Origin of the sequence: Xanthomonas sp. F10, assembly GCF_014206815.1 — a bacterium.
Classification (GTDB): Bacteria; Pseudomonadota; Gammaproteobacteria; order Xanthomonadales; family Xanthomonadaceae; genus Xanthomonas_A; species Xanthomonas_A indica.
The window spans coordinates 1679216-1698844 of record NZ_JACHNP010000001.1 but is presented as its reverse complement, the minus strand read 5'-3'; the positions used below and the strand labels follow the sequence as shown (position 1 = coordinate 1698844).

Here is a 19629-nt window from a genome sequence, read left to right as displayed (position 1 = left end):
CGGCCTGGGCGCTTCTCGAAGTGTCGCGAGGCGCCCCTCATCCGCCCCCTTCGGGGGCACCTTCTCCCAGTGGGAGAAGGGGGCCACTGCGATGGAACCCATGCACGCACTGCGCATCAGCACCGACAAGCAGGAACTGGATCTGCCGTTGATCCATCGCTTCCTCAGCGAGCAGGCCTATTGGAGCCTGGGCATCCCGCTGGACACGGTGCAGCGGGCGATCGCCGGCTCGCTGTGCTTCGGCGGCTATCTCGATGGCGTGGGGCAGGTGGCGTTCGCGCGGGCGATCACCGACGGGGCGACGTTCGGCTATCTCGCCGACGTGTTCGTGCTCGACGCCTACCGCGGCCGCGGCTACGCCAAGCAGCTGGTGGCGGTGATGGCCCACCCGCAGCTGCAAGGCCTGCGTCGCTTCATGCTCGCCACCTCCGATGCGCATGCGCTGTATGCGCAGTACGGCTTCGCCGCGCCGGCGCGGCCGCAGACGCTGATGGAAGTGCTGCGTCCCGACATCTACCAGGCCGCGGCGACGGCCGCCTGATCCGATCCGCCATGACAGACCTGCTCGAATCCACCCTGACCCACCTGAAAGAACTGGTGTCCTTCGACACCCGCAATCCGCCGCGGGCGATCGGGACCGATGGCATCTTCGACTACATCCGCGCGCAACTGCCCGGCTTCACCGTGGAGGTGATCGACCACGGCGCCGGCGCGGTCAGCCTGTATGCGGTGCGCGGCACGCCGAAGTACCTGTTCAACGTGCACCTGGACACGGTGCCGGATTCGCCGCACTGGAGCGCTGATCCGCACGTGATGCGGCGCCTGGACGACCGCGTGGTCGGCCTGGGCGTGTGCGACATCAAGGGCGCGGCGGCGGCGCTGCTGGCCGCGGCCAATGCCGGCGACGGCGATGCCGCGTTCCTGTTCTCCAGCGACGAGGAAGCCAACGACCCGCGCTGCATCGCCGCGTTCCTGGCCCGCGATATCGCCTACGAGGCGGTGCTGGTGGCCGAGCCGACCATGAGCGAGGCGGTGCTGGCGCACCGCGGCATCAGTTCGGTGCTGATGCGCTTCGCCGGCCGCGCCGGCCACGCCTCGGGCAAGCAGGACGCCGCGGCCAGTGCGCTGCACCAGGCGATGCGCTGGGGCGGCCGTGCGCTGGACCACGTGGAGTCGCTTGCGCATGCGCGCTTCGGCGGGCTGACCGGGCTGCGCTTCAACATCGGCCGGGTCGAAGGCGGGATCAAGGCCAACATGATCGCGCCGGCGGCGGAGCTGCGCTTCGGCTTCCGCCCGCTGCCGTCGATGGACGTGGACGCGCTGCTGGCGACCTTCGCCGGCTTCGCCGAGCCGGCCGCGGCGCACTTCGAGGAGACCTTCCGCGGGCCGAGTCTGCCCTCCGGCGACGTCGCCCGCGCCGAAGACAAGCGCCTGGCCGCGCGCGATGTCGCCGATGCGCTGGAGTTGCCGATCGGCAACGCGGTGGACTTCTGGACCGAGGCCTCGCTGTTCTCCGCCGGCGGCTACACCGCGCTGGTCTATGGCCCGGGCGACATCGCCCAGGCGCACACTGCCGATGAGTTCGTGACGCTGGAGCAACTGCAGCGCTACGCCGTCTCGGTGCACCGCATCATCAACGGCGCGCGCTGAGCCGCGCGCCTTCCCACGTCGCCCGGACCGATCCCGCGATCGCGTCCACCCTGGATTCCTTCGGACACCGCCCCACGCCATGCACGCCAACCGCCAAACCCGCCAGACCATCGTGCGCCTGCTCTCGAGCATGGCCAGCGCGAAGGAGATCAGCCAGTACCTCAAGCGCTTCTCGCAACTGGACGCCAAGCGCTTCGCCGTGGTCAAGGTCGGCGGCGCGGTGCTGCGCGACGACCTGGAAGCGCTGACCTCCTCGCTGTCGTTCCTGCAGGAAGTGGGCTTGACCCCGATCGTGCTGCACGGTGCCGGCCCGCAACTGGATGCGGAGCTGTCCGCCGCCGGCATCGAGAAGCAGACCGTCAACGGCCTGCGGGTGACCTCGCCGGAAGCGCTGGCGATCGTGCGCCGGGTGTTCCAGGCCTCCAACCTCAAGCTGGTCGAGGCGCTGCAGCAGAACGGCGCGCGCGCCACCTCGATCACCGGTGGGGTGTTCGAGGCGCAGTACCTGGACCGCGACACCTACGGGCTGGTCGGCGAGGTCACCGCGGTGAACCTGGCGCCGATCGAGGCCAGCCTGCAGGCCGGCTCGATCCCGGTGATCACCAGCCTGGGCGAAACCCCCAGCGGGCAGATCCTCAACATCAATGCCGATTTCGCCGCCAACGAACTGGTGCAGGAGCTGCAGCCGTACAAGATCATCTTCCTCACCGGCACCGGCGGCCTGCTCGACGAGCGCGGCACGGTGATCGATTCGATCAACCTGTCCACCGAGTACGACCACCTGATCGCGCAGCCGTGGATCCATGGCGGCATGAAGGTGAAGATCGAGCAGATCAAGGATCTGCTGGACCGGCTGCCGCTGGAGTCGTCGGTGTCGATCACGCGCCCGGCCGACCTGGCCAAGGAACTGTTCACCCACAAGGGTTCGGGCACCCTGGTGCGGCGCGGCGAGAAGGTGCTGCGCGCCACGGCGTGGAGCGAGCTGGACCTGCCGCGGCTGAAGACCCTGATCGAATCCAGTTTCGGCCGCACCCTGGTGCCGGACTACTTCGACACCACCAGGCTGCTGCGCGCCTACGTCAGCGAGAACTACCGCACCGCGGTGATCCTGACCGACGAGGGCGGCTACACCTACCTGGACAAGTTCGCCGTGCTCGACGACGCGCAGGGCGAGGGCCTGGGGCGGGCGGTGTGGAACGTGATGCGCGAGGAGACGCCGCAGCTGTTCTGGCGCTCGCGTCACAACAACCAGGTCAACATTTTCTACTACGCCGAGTCCGACGGCTGCTTCAAGCAGGAGAAGTGGAAGGTGTTCTGGTACGGCCTGGAGACCTTCGAGCAGATCCAGCACTGCGTGGCGCATTGCGCCACGCGCACGCCGACCCTGCAGGGTTGAGCGACTTTTCGCCTAGGACCGACCCCATGTCCAGCATCGATCCCGAGCTTCCCGACGCCTGGCGCCAGGTGCCGACGCTGCGCGGCCGCCACGTCAGCCTGGAGCCGTTGCAGGCGGCGCACGCCGAGGGCCTGCGCAACGCCGTACGCGGCAGCGGCCTGGAGGCGCTGTGGTACACCAACGTGCCGGCGCCGGAGCGGGTGGACGCCTATGTCGCCGCCGCGCTGGAGGTGCAGGCGCTGGGCCGGGTGCTGCCGTTCGTGGTGCGCGATGCGCAGGGCGAGATCGTCGGCAGCACGCGCTTCTACGGCCTGGATCCGCAGGTGCCGACGCTGTCGATCGGCTACACCTGGTATGCGCCGCGGGTGCAGCGCAGCGGCCTGAACACCGAGGCCAAGCTGCTGCTGCTCGGGCATGCCTTCGACACGCTCGGCTGCCTCAGCGTGGTGTTCGAGACCAGTTGGTTCAACCACGCCTCGCGCACCGCGATCGCACGGCTGGGGGCCAAGCAGGACGGCGTGCTGCGCAACCACAAGCGCCACGCCGACGGCACGCCGCGCGACACCGTCATCTTCTCCATCATCGATACGGAATGGGCCGGGGTGAAACGCCACCTGCAGTTCCGCCTGGATTCGCACGCATGAGCATTCCCGTTTATTCCATCGGCATCGTCGGCGCCCGCGGCCACACCGGCGCAGAACTGATCCGCCTGATCGCCGCGCATCCGCAGTTGCGCCTGGCGTTCCTGTCCTCGCGCGAGCTGGACGGGCAGCGCGTCGATGCGCACCACGACGCCTACCAGGGCGAACTGCGCTACGAGAACCTCGATCCCGAGGCGGTGGCGGCCAAGCGCGCCGACGTGGTGGTGCTGGCGCTGCCCAACGGCAAGGCCGCGCCCTACGTGGCGGCGCTGGACGCGGCGGTCGCCGCCGGTGCGGCCGATCCGATAGTGGTCGACCTGTCCGCCGACTACCGCTTCGACCCGGCCTGGTACTACGGCCTGCCGGAACTGACCCGCGCGCGCTATGCCGGGCAGCGCCGCATCAGCAATCCTGGCTGCTACGCCACCGCGATGCAGCTGGCGATCGCGCCGCTGCGCGAGCAGCTCGCCGGGCCGCCGCAGTGCTTCGGCGTGTCCGGCTATTCCGGCGCCGGCACCACGCCGTCGGACAAGAACAACCCCGCGCTGCTGCACGACAACCTGATGCCGTACGCGCTGACCGACCACATGCACGAGCGCGAGGTGTCCGCGCAGCTCGGCGTGCCGGTGGAATTCATGCCGCATGTGGCGCCGCATTTCCGCGGCATCACCATGACTGTGAACCTGTGGCTGCAGCAGCCGCTGAAGCGGGAGGCGGTGCAGCAGCTGTATCGCGCCCGCTATGCGGATGAGCCGCTGATCGAGGTGATCGACGAGGCGCCGTGGGTCAGCCGCATCGCCGGCCGCCACGGCGTGCAGCTCGGCGGCTTCACCCTGGCCCCGGGCAACAAACGCCTGGTGCTGGTGGCGACGCTGGACAACCTGCTCAAGGGCGCGGCGACGCAGGCGATGCAGAACCTCAACCTGGCGCTGGGCGTGGACGAACTGACGTCGATTCCCGTGTGAATTCATCGGGACCCGGGACCCGGGGCCCGGGACCCGAAGAAGCAAGAGCCAATGCTTTTGCTCTTCCAGGTCCCGGGTCCCGAGTCCCGGGTCCCGCAAAAAAAGGACCCCTAATGACTAATCTGCTCTGGCAGAAACCCGGCGTCGCCGTCGACACGCAGATCCAGGCGTTCCTGGCCGGCGACGACGTGCTCCTGGACCGCGAGTTCTTCCTGCACGACATCGCCGCCAGCGGCGCGCACGCCGAAGGCCTGCAGCGCATCGGCATCCTGTCCGCGGACGAACTGGCCGGGCTGCAGCGCGAGCTGGCGGTGCTGGCCGAGGATTTCCGCAGCGGCGCGTTCGTGCTGGATGCGCGCTTCGAGGACGGCCACTCGGCGATCGAGGCGCGGCTGACCGAGCGCCTGGGCGATGCCGGGCGCAAGATCCACACCGGGCGCAGCCGCAACGACCAGATCCTGGTCGCCACCCGGCTGTGGCTGAAGGACAAGCTGGCGCGCCTGGCGCAACTGAGCGCCGAGATCGCCAAGGTGGCGCTGGACCGCGCCCAGGCCGAGCGCGACCTGCCGGTGCCCGGCTACACCCACATCCAGCGCGCCGTGGTGTCCTCGGCCGGCATGTGGTGGGCGGGCTGGGCCGAGGCCTTCATCGACGATGCCGTGCGCGCCCGCGACACCCTGCGCCTGGTCGACTGCAATCCGCTGGGCACCGCCGCCGGCTACGGCGTCAACCTGCCGCTGGACCGCGCCCACACCACCGCCGCGCTGGGCTTCGCGCGCCTGCAGGTCAGCCCGATCTACGCGCAACTGTCGCGCGGCAAGTTCGAGATGGCCGCGCTGGAAGCGCTGGGCAGCGCTACCCTGGACCTGCGCCGCCTGGCCTGGGACCTGTCGCTGTTCACCAGCGGCGAGTTCGGCTTCGTCGCGCTGCCGGCGCAGTACACCACCGGCAGCTCGATCATGCCTAACAAGCGCAACCCCGACGTGATCGAGCTGATGCGCGCCACCCACGCCAGCGTGGCTGCCGCGCGCACCGAGATCGAGCAGTTGCTGTCGCTGCCGTCGGGCTATCACCGCGACCTGCAGAGCAGCAAGGGCGCGATCTTCCACGGCTTCGGCCGCGGCCTGGCCGCGCTGGAACTGCTGCCGGCGCTGCTGGCCAACCTGGAGTGGCGCGAGGACAAGCTGCGCGCGGCGATCGATTCGGGCATGTACGCCACCGACGTGGCGGTGGAAGCCGCGGTGGCCGGCGTGCCGTTCCGCGAGGCCTACCAGGCCGCCGCCGCGTCGGCCGACAGCGCGGGGCAGGGGCGCACGCCGGAAGGCAGCCTGGCCGCGCGGGTCTCGCCAGGGGCGGCGGCGGATCTGCGCCTGGACGCGCTGCAGGCGCGTTGGCAGGCGCTGGGCGGCTGATGCGTGGGAGAGGCTTCGGTCCCGCGCCTTGATCCTGTGGGAGGGGCTTCAGCCCCGACGCCCCAGCGCTAACGCGTCGGGGCTGAAGCCCCTCCCACAGACAGGATTCGCTGTGACGCCGAACATTCAAACCGATTGCAGAAGGAAGACCGTACGATGAAGTACTACCTGGTCCTGGCGATGCGCAACCCCAACTTCGACGAGAGCGTGGTCGCCCCGCACCTGGCCTTCCTCGACGACCTGCGCGCACGCGGCCTGCTGGCGCTGACCGGCGGCTTCAGCGACCGCAGCGGCGGCGCCTACCTGCTGCAAGGCGTGGACGACCTGGCGCAGGCGCAGGCGATCGTCGCCGCCGATCCGCTGGCGATCCAGGGCTGCTCCGACCTCACCGTGCACGAATGGAACACGCGCTGATCCCATGACCTCGCAGACCCCATCGTCCTTCGTCGAGCAAGCGCTGCCGCCGTGGCGGCGTGCGGTGCTCAAGGTCGGCAGCAGCCTGCTGGCCGCCGACGGCGGCGGGCTCACGCCACGCTTCGCGCTGGGCCTGGCGCAGTTCGTCTCGGCCAACCTGGCGGCCGGGCGCGAACTGGTGATCGTGTCCTCCGGCGCGGTCGCCGCCGGGCGCGCCATCGTGCCCAAGGCCGCCGAGGCCGGCGCGGCACTGGCCGCGCGGCAGGCGCTGGCCGCGCTCGGCCAGGCGCAGCTGATCGCGCTGTGGCAGCGCTTCTTCGAGCGGCCGGTGGCGCAGGTGCTGCTGACCCACGACGACCTGCGCAACCGCCGCCGCTATCTCAACGCGCGCGCCACCCTGGGCGAACTGTTGCGGCTGGGCGCGCTGCCGGTGGTCAACGAGAACGACACCGTCTCGGTGGACGAACTCAAGCTCGGCGACAACGACAACCTGGCCGCGATCGTCGCCGCTCTGGTCGATGCCGATGCGCTGTTCATCGCCACCGATATCGACGGCCTGTACACCGCCGACCCGCGCCGTGACCCGCAGGCGCAGCCGCTGCACGAGGTGCAGGAACTGAGCGCGGCGGTGCTGGCGATGGCCGGCGGCAGCGGCAGCGGCGTGGGCACCGGCGGTATGCGCACCAAGCTGGAGGCCGCGGCCAAGGCCGGCGCCGCCGGCATCGAGACCTATCTGTTCAACGGCCGCAGCGCCGAGGTGGTGCGCGGTCTGGCCCAGGACCGCCTGCGCGGCACCCGCATCCATGCCGCGCGCACCCGCATCGCCGCGCGCAAGTACTGGCTGCGCCATGTGCCGGTCGAGCCCGGGGCGATCCTGGTCGATGCCGGCGCTGCGGCCGCGCTGCTCGACAAGGGCGCCTCGCTGCTGCCGGGCGGCGTCGCCGGCGCCGTGGGCGAGTTCCGCCGCGGCGACATGGTCGAGGTGCGCCTGCGCGACGCCGCCGGCGAGCGCTGCCTGGCGCGCGGGGTTAGCCAGTACGCGGCGGTGGACATCCGCCGCATCGCCGGCCGCCACTCGCGCGACATCGAGGCGATCCTGGGCTACAACTACGGCGAGAACGTGATTCATCGGGACGATCTGGTGGTGCTGGAGAAGCCGGGACCCGGGGCCCGGGACCCGGGGCCCGGAACGACGACCTAGCGGCGGGGTGTTGCCGTCGCGCTGGCCGTGCTTTTGCGATGTGTTGGCTTGGCGGCACTCGGCAGCCGCCCAGCCTTGCGGGTCCCGGGTCCCGGGTCCCGCCCCCAAAACCACCAACTACTTTGGAACTTCCCCAATGACCTCCATCCGCACCCAGGCCCTGCACTGCCGCGATGCCGCGCAAGCGCTGGCGCAGTTGTCGTCGTCGGCCAAACAGGAACTCCTAGAGGCGATGGCGGCGGCGCTGGAGGCGGATGCGGAGGCCATCCTCGCCGCCAATGCGCGCGATCTGGCCGCGGCCCGGGCCAAGGACGTCGGCAGCGCGATGCTCGATCGGCTGGCGCTGGACCGCAAGCGCCTGGACGGCATCGCCGCGGCGCTGCGCGAGGTGGCGGGCTTGCCCGATCCGGTGGGGCAGGTCACCCGCGACGACGTGCGCCCCAACGGCATCCGCGTGCAGAAGATCCGCGTGCCGCTGGGCGTGGTGGCGATGATCTACGAGGCGCGCCCCAACGTTACCGCCGACGCCGCGGCGCTGTGCATCAAGGCCGGCAACGGGGTGATCCTGCGTGGCGGTTCCGAAGCGATCCACTCCAACACCGCCATCGCCGCGGCGTTGCGCCGGGCGCTGCGCGAGGCCGGCATCGGCGAGGCCGCGCTGACCCTGGTGGAGGATCTGCGCCGCGAGACCATGCTGGAGCTGCTGCAGCTCCACGACATCGTCGACCTGGCGATCCCGCGCGGCGGCGAGGGCCTGATCCGCTTCGTCGCCGAACATGCACGGGTGCCGGTGATCAAGCACTACAAGGGCGTGTGCCATCTGTTCGTCGATGCCTCGGCGGATCTGGACCTGGCGGTGAAGCTGCTCCTCGACGGCAAGACCACGCGGCCGGCCGCCTGCAATTCCCTGGAGACGCTGCTGGTGCACGCCGACGTGGCCGCGCGCTTCCTGCCGCTGGCGGCGCAGGCGCTGCGCGAGCACGGCGTCGCCCTGCGCGGCGATGCCGCCACCCGCGCCCTGCTGCCGGAGATCGACCCCGCCAGCGACGACGACTACGCCGCCGAATACCTGGACCTGATCCTGGCGGTGGCGGTGGTGCCGGACCTGGACGCGGCGATCGCGCACATCCGCCGCTACGGCTCGGACCATACCGAGGTGATCGCGACCGGCGATCCCGCCAACGCCGAGGCTTTCGTGCAGGCGCTGCGCGCGGCGGTGGTGATGGTCAACGCTTCCTCGCGCTTCTCCGACGGCGGCGAACTCGGCCTGGGCGCGGAGATCGGCATTTCCACCACGCGCCTACACGCCTACGGCCCGATGGGCCTGGAAGCGCTGACCGTGGAGCGCTTCGTGGTGCGCGGCGAAGGGCAGGTCCGGCACTGACATGGGGTGTGGTCACGTGGCGACCAGCCACGTGGCCAGCGTCCTGTTCGTGGCGGCGATGGGGCCGGGCGTCGGTCTGGGCTGAGCGACCTGGACTCAAGCGCGGCGCCCCTGCATGGCGTGGCGGCGGCCAGGCGCGACCGACGGCCCAGCCTTTGTCACTTGCCGAGCGAGGCGCCGTCGCCTAGCGTCGCCGGTTCGCCTCCTTTCGGGATCCAACGCCCATGCGCCGCCTCGCTCCCTGCCTGCTCGCCGCTGCCGTCGCCTTCGCCACCACCGGCACCGCGTTCGCCCAGACCGCGCCGATGACCCCGGACATCACCGGCAAGCCGTTCGTCGCGCCGACCGCGGCCAACGACTACATCAAGCGCGAGGTGATGATCCCGATGCGCGACGGGGTCAAGCTGCACACGGTGATCGTGCTGCCCAAGGGCGCGCACGGCGCGCCGATCCTGCTGACGCGCACGCCCTACGACGCTAGCGGCCGCGCCAGCCGGCTGGCCTCGCCGCACATGCGCGATCTGCTGCCGCAGGGCGACGAGGTGTTCGTCGATGGCGGCTATATCCGCGTGTTCCAGGACATCCGCGGCAAGTACGGTTCCGAGGGCGACTACGTGGTGACCCGGCCGCTGCGCGGGCCGCTCAATCCGACCAAGGTGGACCACGCCACCGATGCCTGGGACACCATCGACTGGCTGGTCAAGCACGTGCCCGAATCCAACGGCAAGGTCGGCATGATCGGCTCGTCCTACGAGGGCTTCACCGTGGTGATGGCGCTGGCCGATCCGCATCCGGCGCTGAAGGTGGCCGCGCCGGAAAGCCCGATGATCGATGGCTGGATGGGCGACGACTGGCTCAACTACGGCGCCTTCCGCCAGGTCAACCTGGATTACTTCACCGGGCAGACGACCCGGCGCGGCAAGGGCGAGGGCATCCCGCGCCAGGGCTACGACGACTACAGCAACTTCCTGCGCGCCGGCTCGGCCGGCGACTACGCCAAGGCCGCCGGGCTGGAGCAGTTGCCGTGGTGGCGAAAACTCACCGAGCACCCGGCCTACGATGCGTTCTGGCAGGAGCAGGCGCTGGACAGGGTGATGGCGCGTACCCCGCTGAAGGTGCCGACGATGTGGTTGCAGGGGCTGTGGGACCAGGAAGACATGTGGGGCGCGATCCACAGCTACGAGGCGATGGAGCCGCGCGACACCGGCAACGACAAGAACTACCTGGTGATGGGGCCGTGGCGGCATAGCCAGGTCAACTACGAGGGCGCCTCGCTGGGCGCGCTGCAGTTCGACGGCGACACCGCGCTGCAGTTCCGTCGCGACGTGCTCAAGCCGTTCTTCGACCAGTACCTGGTCGATGGTGCGCCCAAGGCCGACACGCCGCCGGTGCTGATCTACGACACCGGTGCCAACCACTGGGACCGCCTGCAGCGCTGGCCGCTGAGTTGCGCGCAGGGCTGCCCGGCGCAGAGCAAGCCGCTGTACCTGCAGGCTGGCGGCCGCGTCTCGTTCGAGGCGCCCAAGGCCGGGCAGGGCGAGTACACCGAGTACGTGTCCGACCCGGCCAAGCCGGTGCCGTTCGTGCCGCGCCCGGTGGTGTTCGGTGACCGCGACATGTGGACCACCTGGCTGGTGCACGACCAGCGCTTCGTCGACGGCCGCCCGGACGTGCTGACCTTCGTCAGCGAGCCGCTGCAGGCGCCGCTGCGCATCGCCGGCGCGCCGGAAGTGCACCTGCAGGCGTCCACCAGCGGCAGCGACAGCGACTGGGTGGTGAAGCTGATCGACGTCTATCCGGACCAGATGGCCTCCGAGCCGAAGCTGGGCGGCTACGAGCTGCCGGTGTCGCTGGCGATCTTCCGCGGCCGCTACCGCGAGAGCTTCGAGCATCCGGCGCCGCTGACCCCGAACCAGCCGCTGGCCTACCGCTTCGGCCTGCCCACCGCCAACCACACCTTCGAGCGCGGCCACCGGATCATGGTGCAGGTGCAGTCCACGCTGTTCCCGCTGTACGACCGCAACCCGCAGACCTACGTGCCGAACATCTACTTCGCCAAGCCGGGCGATTACCAGAAGGCGACGCAGCGGATCTGGCATACGCCGCAGCAGGCGAGCTACATCGCATTGCCGGTGGACTGAACGCGCGGCGGTTGCCGCCTGCGCCGTCGCGGCGGGGATGTTGATGGCCAGATGGCGGCGCTGCCGGCGCCGCCGCCTGGCTCGGGGCGCGATGCATGGGTCACTGGCGGTGCGGACGCGTGCAGGTCCTCGCAGCAATGCGCGCGCGCCCGGTGGCGCCTGGCCGTGGCCGAAACGGCGGGCGATCGTCGGGATGGCAGCGAAGCGCGTGTTCAGGGTGTCGACGATGGCCGACCCCGCGAACTGCAGGAGTTGGCTGCCGGGCGCGAACAGGCGATGCACCCCTTCGCACTGCTTTCGCGTCCATCCGCAGCGATCGGTCCGCTGGCGCCGGCGAGGAGCGTCTGCACGACGCGGGCGTGCTGGTCATTGTCGGTCGGACTGGGAGAGCCGAGATCATGATGCGGCTGCTCGGCGCGAGCGCGTCGAGTGCGATCGTCTCCATCGGATCGAAGACGGTGCTGCGGAAGAGCCACAGCAGGTTCTCCGCCACCAGCCCGGTCGCCTTCGCCAGCGACGAAGGGATCATGCCGACGATGGAAGCCAGGTGCATGGATGTCACTGCCATGGTGTCGCCGGCGCGACCTCATCGCATGTCTGGTCATCTGTTCGACAAAGGGCGATGGGTCATCGCCGGCATCACCGATCTCGCCGAGCGCCAAGGCATCAACAAGGGAGGTCGCTACGCGCTATGCAACCCGAGTTGCCCGTGGCCGTATCGGTGCTGGTCGCGCAGTCTTGCCGCGGGATACGAACGTGGCAGCAGACATTGTCTGCAAAAAAGCGCTAAAAACCGGCTGCTTCCGCACGACTGCGCCATGCCTTCCAGGCTGCGCGTCCCGCCATGCGCTGGCGTACAGATCCGGCCTGGTCGTCGCTTGACCACGCCATCGCGCGCGATCGCTCCATGGTGCGCAGCTGCGCTCCAGCGTGTGTGCCCACGGTGCGCGTGTATGCATGGTTTGCGTACGCACAGGTACGGCGCTGCTTCGACATGTTTGCAATCGCTTGCAGAGCGCACCGGCGCGCGTCGTCATTGTCGTCCACGCCGCGCACCGCCGCGCGGTCTTGCGCAAACACGCCTTAAATTAGGTAGATGACATGGTGAAAAAACCGTCATCTTTTGTTGGTGCTCAACACATTTTCAGAAACGGTGAGTGACGCTTTATTGCCATCGCGTGGCGTCGTTGGCAAAGATCGCCGCGTGCAGACGGAGGTGCATTGCATACGACGTCGGCGCTGTTGCCAGCATCCATATTTGCGTGATCGCTTCAGTAGTGAAAGGCGGGCCGGCACCATTGGCGGTTCCGTCGGGGCGGCCCGGGGGGAGCTAAGCGCACTGCGTCTGCACGCGTGTTTGCTGCACCGCTTTCGAACTGTGAGCGACTCAAGGAAGGAGGGTCCGTGATGTCTATCGATACCGCCGGTGTGTCCCGTTCGCCGTGCCTCGCGTTCCGCTGCCGCCGCCCGCCCGATCGGGCATCCCCACGCTGTCGACGCTAGGCGCGTTCTGCCCGTAGACGTGCCGCGGTAGCGCGTTCGTCGCCTTCCGCGTCGCCTGATCGTCAATCCCAATGCTTGTCGTGGACCAATCGGGCCGCGCAGGTGAGGTCTTGCCTGCGCAGCGGCCGGCACGGCGTGCTGTCGCGCCGACCGCCCAACACCTTTGGCTTGCGCTCGCACGCTGCCGTCCCATTTCGCGATAGGAGTGTTCGCCATGAGTATCCAGGTCAAGGTTGTCCCGCACGGTGCCGACATCGCCCGCGCCCACGCCGTCCCGCTGCCGGCCGACGGCGTGGTGCGACTGACCCAGGCCAGCCAGGTGGTACTGGATGTGTCGCCCGACAGGGTCGCCGCCTACAGCCGCGAAGGCGACGATCTTCTGGTGCGGATGAAGAACGGCGAGACGGTCCGCATCGTTCACTTCTTCGACCCTGCGTCCGAGCCGAGCGCGTTGTTCCTGACGCAGGAGCAGGATCTGCTGGCGGTGCAGTTCGCCGGCGGCGAAGGGGCCGTGTTGCTGGCCAGCTATGCGCCGGTGGGCGGCGATGCCGGGTTCGAATCCTTGACCGCGGCCGGCGTGGCCGGCGCGGGCGGCGCGGCCGGTGGGCTGGCTGCGCCCTGGCTGATGGCGGGCGGCGTCGCACTCGGCGCGGGCGCGCTGGCCAGCATGGGCAGCGAGGACGACCGCAACGAGATCGTGCAGCCACAGCCCCAGCCGCAACCGCAGCCGTCGGCACCAGCCGTGGCGACCAATCTGCAGATCTCCCCGGACGGCACCCAGATCAGCGGCAACGCGCCTCCCGGCCACTCGGTCGGCGTCGATGCCGATGGCGACGGACAGGTGGACACGGTGGTCGTGGTCGGCACCGACGGCAGCTTCACCGTGACGCTGCCGGCGCCGGTGGTCGGTGGCCAGATGGTGGCCGTGGTGGTCACCAGCCCGGATGGGGCCTCCAGCCCGCCGGCGATGGTGCAGGCACCGGACGTCACCCCGCCTGCTGCGGCCGCCAACCTGCAGGTCGCGGCGGATGGCAGCAGCCTCACCGGTACCGCGGAGGCGGGTGCAACGGTGGGTGTGGACACCAATGGCGATGGCGTGCCGGACGTGACCGCCGTGGTCGGCAGCGACGGCAGTTTCAGCGTGCCGTTGCAGCCGCCGCTGACCAACGGCGAGACCGTGACCGTGGTGGTGACCGATACGGCCGGCAACACCGGCCCCGGCGCCAGCGTCAATGCGCCCGACACTACGCCGCCGGCGGCGGCCGGGAATCTGCAGGTCTCGGCCGATGGCGGTACCTTGACCGGCACCGCCGAGGCGGGCGCGACGGTGGGCGTCGATGCGAATGGCGACGGCGTTCCCGACTTCACCGTCGTGGTGGGCGGCGACGGCAGCTTCAGCCTGCCGTTGCAGCCGCCGCTGACCGACGGCCAGACGCTGACCGTGGTGGTGACTGATCCGGCCGGCAACAACAGCCCCCCGACCAGCGTGCAGGCGCCGGATCTGCTGGCGGCACCGATCATCCAGGCGACCAACGGCAGCGTGATCGCCGGCACCTCCGAAGCGGGCGCCACCATCACGCTGAGCGACGGCAATGGCGCGCCGATCGGCCAGGCCGTCGTCGATGCCGCGGGCAACTGGAGCTTCACCCCGGCCACGCCGCTGCCGGACGGCACGGTGATCACCGCCGTCGCCAGCAATGCCGCAGGCACGGTCAGTCCGCCGGCGACCACCACCGTGGATGCGGTGGCGCCGGCGGCGCCGGTGCTGCAACCGAGCAACGGCAGCGTCGTCGCCGGGAGCGCCGAGGCCGGCGCGACGGTCACCGTCACCGACGCCAACGGCACGTTGATCGGCCAGGCGACCGCCGATGCCTCCGGCACCTGGAGCCTGACCCCGGCTACCCCGTTGCCCGACGGCACCGTGTTGAGCGCCATCGCCACCGACGCGGCCGGCAACGCCAGCGCGCCGGCGACGACCACGGTGGATGCCGTGGCGCCGGCCGCCCCGGTGCTGCAGCCGAGCAACGGCAGTGCGATCGTCGGCACCGCCGAAGCCGGCGCGACGGTCACCGTGACCGACGGCAACGGCACGCTGATCGGCCAGACCACCGCCGATGCGTCCGGCAACTGGAGCGTGACCCCGGGAGCCCCGCTGCCCGACGGCACAGTGGTCAACGCCGTGGTCACCGACGCGGCGGGCAACGCCAGCGCGCCGGCCACGCTGACCGTCGATGCCGTGGCGCCGGCCGCCCCGGTGCTGCAGCCGAGCAACGGTACCGCGATCGTCGGCACCGCCGAAGCCGGGGCGACGGTCACCGTCACCGATGGCAACGGCACGCTGATCGGCCAGACCACCGCCGATGCGTCCGGCAACTGGAGCGTGACCCCGGGAGCCCCGCTGCCCGATGGCACGGTGATCAACGCCGTGGCCACCGATGCGACCGGCAACGTCAGCGCGCCGGGCACGACCACCGTAGATACGACGGCACCGTCGGCGCCGATCCTGCAGCCGAGCAACGGCCTGACGATCGTCGGGTCGGCCGAAGCCGGCGCGACGGTCACCGTGACCGACGGCAACGGCACGCTGATCGGCCAGGCCACGGCCGATGCCTCCGGCAACTGGAGCATCACCCCGGGGGCGGCATTGCCCGACGGCACCGTGCTGAGCGCCATCGCCACCGACGCAGCCGGCAATGCCAGCGCGCCGGCGACGACCACGGTGGATGCCGTGGCGCCGGCGACGCCGGTGCTGCAGCCGAGCAACGGCAGTGCGATCGTCGGCACCGCCGAAGCCGGGGCGACGGTCACCGTCACCGACGGCAACGGCACGCTAATCGGCCAGGTCACCGCCGATGCGTCCGGCAACTGGAGCATCACGCCCGGCACGGCGCTGCCCGACGGCACAGTGGTCAACGCCGTGGTCACCGACGCGGCGGGCAACGCCAGCGCGCCGGCCACGCTGACCGTCGATGCCGTGGCGCCGGCCGCCCCGGTGCTGCAGCCGAGCAACGGTACCGCGATCGTCGGCACCGCCGAAGCCGGGGCGACGGTCACCGTCACCGACGGCAACGGCACGCTGATCGGCCAGACCACGGCCGATGCGTCCGGCAACTGGAGCGTGACCCCCGGAGCCCCGCTGCCCGATGGCACGGTGATCAACGCCGTGGCCACCGATGCGACCGGCAACGTCAGCGCGCCGGGTACGACCACCGTAGATACGACGGCACCATCGGCGCCGATCCTGCAGCCGAGCAACGGCCTGACGATCGTCGGGTCGGCCGAAGCCGGCGCGACGGTCACCGTGACCGACGGCAACGGCACGCTGATCGGCCAGGCCACGGCCGATGCCTCCGGCAACTGGAGCATCACCCCGGGGGCGGCATTGCCCGACGGCACCGTGCTGAGCGCCATCGCCACCGACGCGGCCGGCAACGCCAGCGCGCCGGCGACGACCACGGTGGATGCCGTGGCGCCGGCCGCCCCGGTGCTGCAGCCGAGCAACGGCAGTGCGATCGTCGGCACCGCCGAAGCCGGCGCGACGGTCACCGTCACCGATGGTAACGGCACGCTGATCGGCCAGACCACCGCCGATGCGTCCGGTAACTGGAGCGTCACGCCGGGGGCGACGTTGCCCGACGGCACCGTGGTGACGGCCGTCGCCACCGATGCCGCTGGCAACGCCAGTGCGCCGGCGACACTGATCGTCGATGCCGTAGCCCCGGCCGCCCCGATCCTGCAGGTCAGCAATGGCCTGGCGATCGTCGGCACCGCCGAAGCCGGCGCGACGGTCACCGTGACCGACGGCAACGGCACGCTGATCGGGCAGGCCACCGCCGATGCCTCCGGCAACTGGAGCGTCACGCCGGGGACGGCGTTGCCCGACGGCACCGTGGTGACGGCCATCGCCACCGATGCGGCCGGCAATGCCAGTGCACCGGCAACGTTGATCGTGGATGCGCTGGCGCCGGCGGCGCCGATCCTGCAGGCGAGCAATGGCATCGCCATCGTCGGCACCGCGGAAGCGGGTGCGACGGTCACCGTGACCGACGGCAACGGCACGCTGATCGGCCAGGTCGCCGCCGATGCGGCCGGCAACTGGAGCGTGACGCCGGGCGTCGCATTGCCGAACGGCACCGTGGTGACCGCCATCGCGACCGATGCGGCCGGCAATGTCAGTGCGCCGGCGACGTTGACCGTGGATGCACTGGCGCCGGCCGCCCCGATCCTGCAGGCGAGCAATGGCCTGGTCATCGTCGGCAGCGCGGAAGCGGGTGCGACGATCACCGTCACCGACGGCAACGGCACGCTGATCGGGCAGGCCACCGCCGATGCGTCCGGCAACTGGAGCGTGACCCCGGGGGCCGCCTTGCCCGACGGCACCGTGATCAGCGCCATCGCCACCGACGCGGCCGGCAATGCCAGCCCGCCGGCGACGCTGACCATCGATGCCGTGGCCCCGGCCGCCCCGATCCTGCAGGTCAGCAATGGCCTGGCGATCGTCGGCACCGCCGAAGCCGGCGCGACGATCACCGTGACCGACGGCAACGGCACGCTGATCGGCCAGGCTACGGCCGACGCGTCCGGCAACTGGAGTGTGACGCCGGGCGCGGCGTTGCCGAACGGCACCGTGGTGACCGTCATCGCCACCGATGCGGCCGGCAACGCCAGTGCACCGGCAACGTTGACCGTGGATGCGCTGGCGCCGGCGGCGCCGATCCTGCAGGCGAGCAATGGCGTCGCCATCGTCGGCAGCGCGGAAGCGGGGGCGACGATCACCGTCACCGATGGCAACGGCACGCTCATCGGCCAGGTCACCGCCGACGCGTCCGGCAATTGGAGCGTGACGCCGGGCACCGCATTGCCGAACGGCACGGTGGTGACCGCCATCGCCACCGATGTCGCGGGCAACGCCAGTGCGCCGGCGACGTTGATCGTGGATGCAGTGGCGCCCGCCGCCCCGATCCTGCAGGCGAGCAATGGCGTGGCCATCGTCGGCAGCGCCGAAGCCGGTGCCACCATTACCGTCACCGACGGCAACGGTACGATGGTCGGTCAGGCCACGGCCGACGCGTCCGGCAACTGGAGTGTGACGCCGGGGGCTGCATTGCCGAACGGCACGGTGATCAGCGCCATCGCCACCGACGCGGCCGGCAATGCCAGCCCGCCGGCGACGCTGACCATCGATGCGCTGGCGCCAGCGGCGCCGGTGGTGTCGATCAGCCTGGATGGCAGCCTGCTCAGCGGCACCGCCGAGGCCAATGCGCAACTGCGCGTGGTGGTGAACGGCGATACCGCCAATCCGCTGCTGATCCAGGTGGATGGCAACGGCAGCTTCAGCCTGCCGCTGTCGCCACCGCTGGTGATCGGTCAGGCGCTGTCGGTGGTGGCGGTCGACGCCGCCGGCAACGTCAGCGCGCCGGCGCTGCTCACTGCGCCGGACCTGTCGCCGCCACTGCTCAGCGTGGCGGAGGCGGGCGATACCTGGATCAACGCTGCGGAGATCGGCAACGGCATCCAGGTGGCGGTGCAGCTGCGGCCGAACATGCTGGTCGGGCAGGTGGTCACCGTGCACTTCGCCGGTCAGAACGGCTACGAGGTCGACGTCAGCCACACCCTGACCAGCGCCGACCTGAGCGCCGGCAACGTGCTGGTATCGGTGCTGCCGCCGAGCGGCGGCGCGGCATTGCCGCAAGGGGCGGCGACGGTCACGGTCGACCTCAACGGCGGCCCGCTGTCGTCCTCGGTCGGCTTCACCATCGACACGGTCGCGCCGGCGACGCCGGTGCTGTCGCTGGTCGGCAGCCTGCTGACGATTTCCGGCGAGCCGGGCCTGGCGCTGACGGTCAACGTCAACGTCGGCGGCGTGCAGGCCACCGCCACGCTCGCCGCCGACAACAGCGGCCTGGCCTCGCTGGACCTGCTGACCGGCCTGGACATCGACCTGAGCTGGGCGCAGCTGTTGAACGCGCAGGTCTCGGTGGTCGGTGCCGACCCGGCCGGCAATCCCAGCCCGGTCGTCTCGCTGGGCGTGGGCACCAACATCGCGCAGCCGCTGACGCTCGGCGACTTCGGCGTGAACTTCGCGCTGCTGCCGGCGACGTTCGGCTTCAGCGGGCAGGCCGAGCCGAACGCGAGCCTGGCGATCCGGGTCATCACGCCCACGCTCAATGTCGAACTCACGCCGATCCAGGCCGATGCCAGCGGCGACTTCGCCCTGAACCTGCTCAGCTCCAGCGTGCTGAACCAACTCGGGCTCACCGCCTCGGGCCTGCTCAACCTGGGAACCCAGGTGTCGTTCGAAGTGGTGGGCACCGATACGCAGGGCAACGACAGCGCCCGCTACGGCATCACCCTGGCCAACAACGGCGCCAGCCTGGGCATCGGCACGATCAGCGTGAATGGCACCGGCGGCATCGACATCCTGTCCGGTGCCGACGGCAGCAGCGAACGCATCCTCGCCGGCGACGGCAGCGACCTGATCTTCAACGTCGGCAGCGGCGATCAGGTGTTGGCCGGCAACGGCGACGACACCATCCAGATCACCGGCAACACGTTCGTCAGCATCGACGGTGGCGCCGGCTTCGACACGCTGCTGTTCGCCAACGGCATCGATCTGGACTACAACGCCGCGGGCATCGGCACCCTGAGCAACATCGAGCGCTTGGACCTGGGCAAGGGCGATTCCGGCAGCACGCTGACCTTGACCGCGTCGGAAGTGCTGGCGATCACCGACAGCAACGACACCCTGCAGATCACCGGCGACGGGGCGGATGTGCTCAACGTGATCGGCGCGGTGGACAGCGGCACCACCCAGGCGATCGACGGCATCACCTATCACGTCTACAGCTTCGGCACCGCGACCTTGCTGGTGGAGGACAACACGCTCGCGGTGGTGACGGCCTGATGGCGAGGAAGGGGGATG

11 protein-coding genes are annotated in these 19629 nt (G+C 70.4%); all 11 read left to right on the top strand.

Annotated features, from left to right (window positions below):
• Positions 1-91: 91 nt before the first annotated feature.
• Positions 92-541, top strand: coding sequence for a GNAT family N-acetyltransferase (locus FHR56_RS07490; protein WP_160947324.1), 450 nt, complete (start codon positions 92-94; stop codon positions 539-541).
• A gap of 11 nt (positions 542-552) precedes the next feature.
• Positions 553-1650, top strand: a complete 1098-nt coding sequence (locus tag FHR56_RS07485; RefSeq protein WP_160947325.1) for an acetylornithine deacetylase — start codon at positions 553-555, stop codon at positions 1648-1650.
• 79 nt (positions 1651-1729) lie between these two features.
• A complete protein-coding gene (locus FHR56_RS07480; RefSeq protein ID WP_160947326.1) occupies positions 1730-3046 on the top strand; it encodes an acetylglutamate kinase in 1317 nt (438 codons plus the stop codon).
• 26 nt (positions 3047-3072) lie between these two features.
• Positions 3073-3690 carry a GNAT family protein gene (locus FHR56_RS07475; RefSeq protein ID WP_160947327.1) on the top strand — a complete coding sequence of 206 codons (618 nt, stop codon included), beginning with the start codon at positions 3073-3075 and terminating at the stop codon, positions 3688-3690.
• On the top strand, positions 3687-4652 hold the full coding sequence (gene argC, locus FHR56_RS07470) for an N-acetyl-gamma-glutamyl-phosphate reductase (RefSeq protein ID WP_160947328.1): 966 nt from the start codon (positions 3687-3689) through the stop codon (positions 4650-4652). Before FHR56_RS07475 ends, argC begins: the two co-directional genes overlap by 4 nt.
• A gap of 113 nt (positions 4653-4765) precedes the next feature.
• Positions 4766-6064: an argininosuccinate lyase gene (argH, locus tag FHR56_RS07465; protein WP_184502455.1), complete on the top strand. Its 1299-nt coding sequence runs from the start codon at positions 4766-4768 to the stop codon at positions 6062-6064.
• Between the two features lie 156 nt (positions 6065-6220).
• On the top strand, positions 6221-6478 hold the full coding sequence (locus tag FHR56_RS07460) for a YciI family protein (RefSeq protein ID WP_160947330.1): 258 nt from the start codon (positions 6221-6223) through the stop codon (positions 6476-6478).
• Positions 6479-6482: 4 nt separating this feature from the next.
• Positions 6483-7679 (top strand): glutamate 5-kinase, encoded by a 1197-nt coding sequence (gene proB / locus FHR56_RS07455; RefSeq protein WP_160947331.1) that lies wholly within the window; start codon positions 6483-6485, stop codon positions 7677-7679.
• Positions 7680-7815: 136 nt separating this feature from the next.
• A complete protein-coding gene (locus FHR56_RS07450) occupies positions 7816-9063 on the top strand; it encodes a glutamate-5-semialdehyde dehydrogenase (protein WP_160947332.1) in 1248 nt (415 codons plus the stop codon).
• A gap of 224 nt (positions 9064-9287) precedes the next feature.
• Positions 9288-11204 (top strand): CocE/NonD family hydrolase, encoded by a 1917-nt coding sequence (locus tag FHR56_RS07445; RefSeq protein ID WP_160947333.1) that lies wholly within the window; start codon positions 9288-9290, stop codon positions 11202-11204.
• A gap of 1717 nt (positions 11205-12921) precedes the next feature.
• Positions 12922-19611, top strand: a complete 6690-nt coding sequence (locus FHR56_RS07440; protein ID WP_184502454.1) for an Ig-like domain-containing protein — start codon at positions 12922-12924, stop codon at positions 19609-19611.
• The last annotated feature ends 18 nt before the right edge of the window (positions 19612-19629 follow it).

Coding starts and splice junctions, on each gene's coding strand:
- FHR56_RS07445 (WP_160947333.1), top strand. CDS start 9,288: ATGCGCCGCCTCGCTCCCTGCCTGCTCGCCGCTGCCGTCGCCTTCGCC.
- argC (WP_160947328.1), top strand. CDS start 3,687: ATGAGCATTCCCGTTTATTCCATCGGCATCGTCGGCGCCCGCGGCCAC.
- FHR56_RS07480 (WP_160947326.1), top strand. CDS start 1,730: ATGCACGCCAACCGCCAAACCCGCCAGACCATCGTGCGCCTGCTCTCG.
- FHR56_RS07440 (WP_184502454.1), top strand. CDS start 12,922: ATGAGTATCCAGGTCAAGGTTGTCCCGCACGGTGCCGACATCGCCCGC.
- FHR56_RS07450 (WP_160947332.1), top strand. CDS start 7,816: ATGACCTCCATCCGCACCCAGGCCCTGCACTGCCGCGATGCCGCGCAA.
- FHR56_RS07460 (WP_160947330.1), top strand. CDS start 6,221: ATGAAGTACTACCTGGTCCTGGCGATGCGCAACCCCAACTTCGACGAG.
- FHR56_RS07490 (WP_160947324.1), top strand. CDS start 92: ATGGAACCCATGCACGCACTGCGCATCAGCACCGACAAGCAGGAACTG.
- proB (WP_160947331.1), top strand. CDS start 6,483: ATGACCTCGCAGACCCCATCGTCCTTCGTCGAGCAAGCGCTGCCGCCG.
- FHR56_RS07485 (WP_160947325.1), top strand. CDS start 553: ATGACAGACCTGCTCGAATCCACCCTGACCCACCTGAAAGAACTGGTG.
- FHR56_RS07475 (WP_160947327.1), top strand. CDS start 3,073: ATGTCCAGCATCGATCCCGAGCTTCCCGACGCCTGGCGCCAGGTGCCG.
- argH (WP_184502455.1), top strand. CDS start 4,766: ATGACTAATCTGCTCTGGCAGAAACCCGGCGTCGCCGTCGACACGCAG.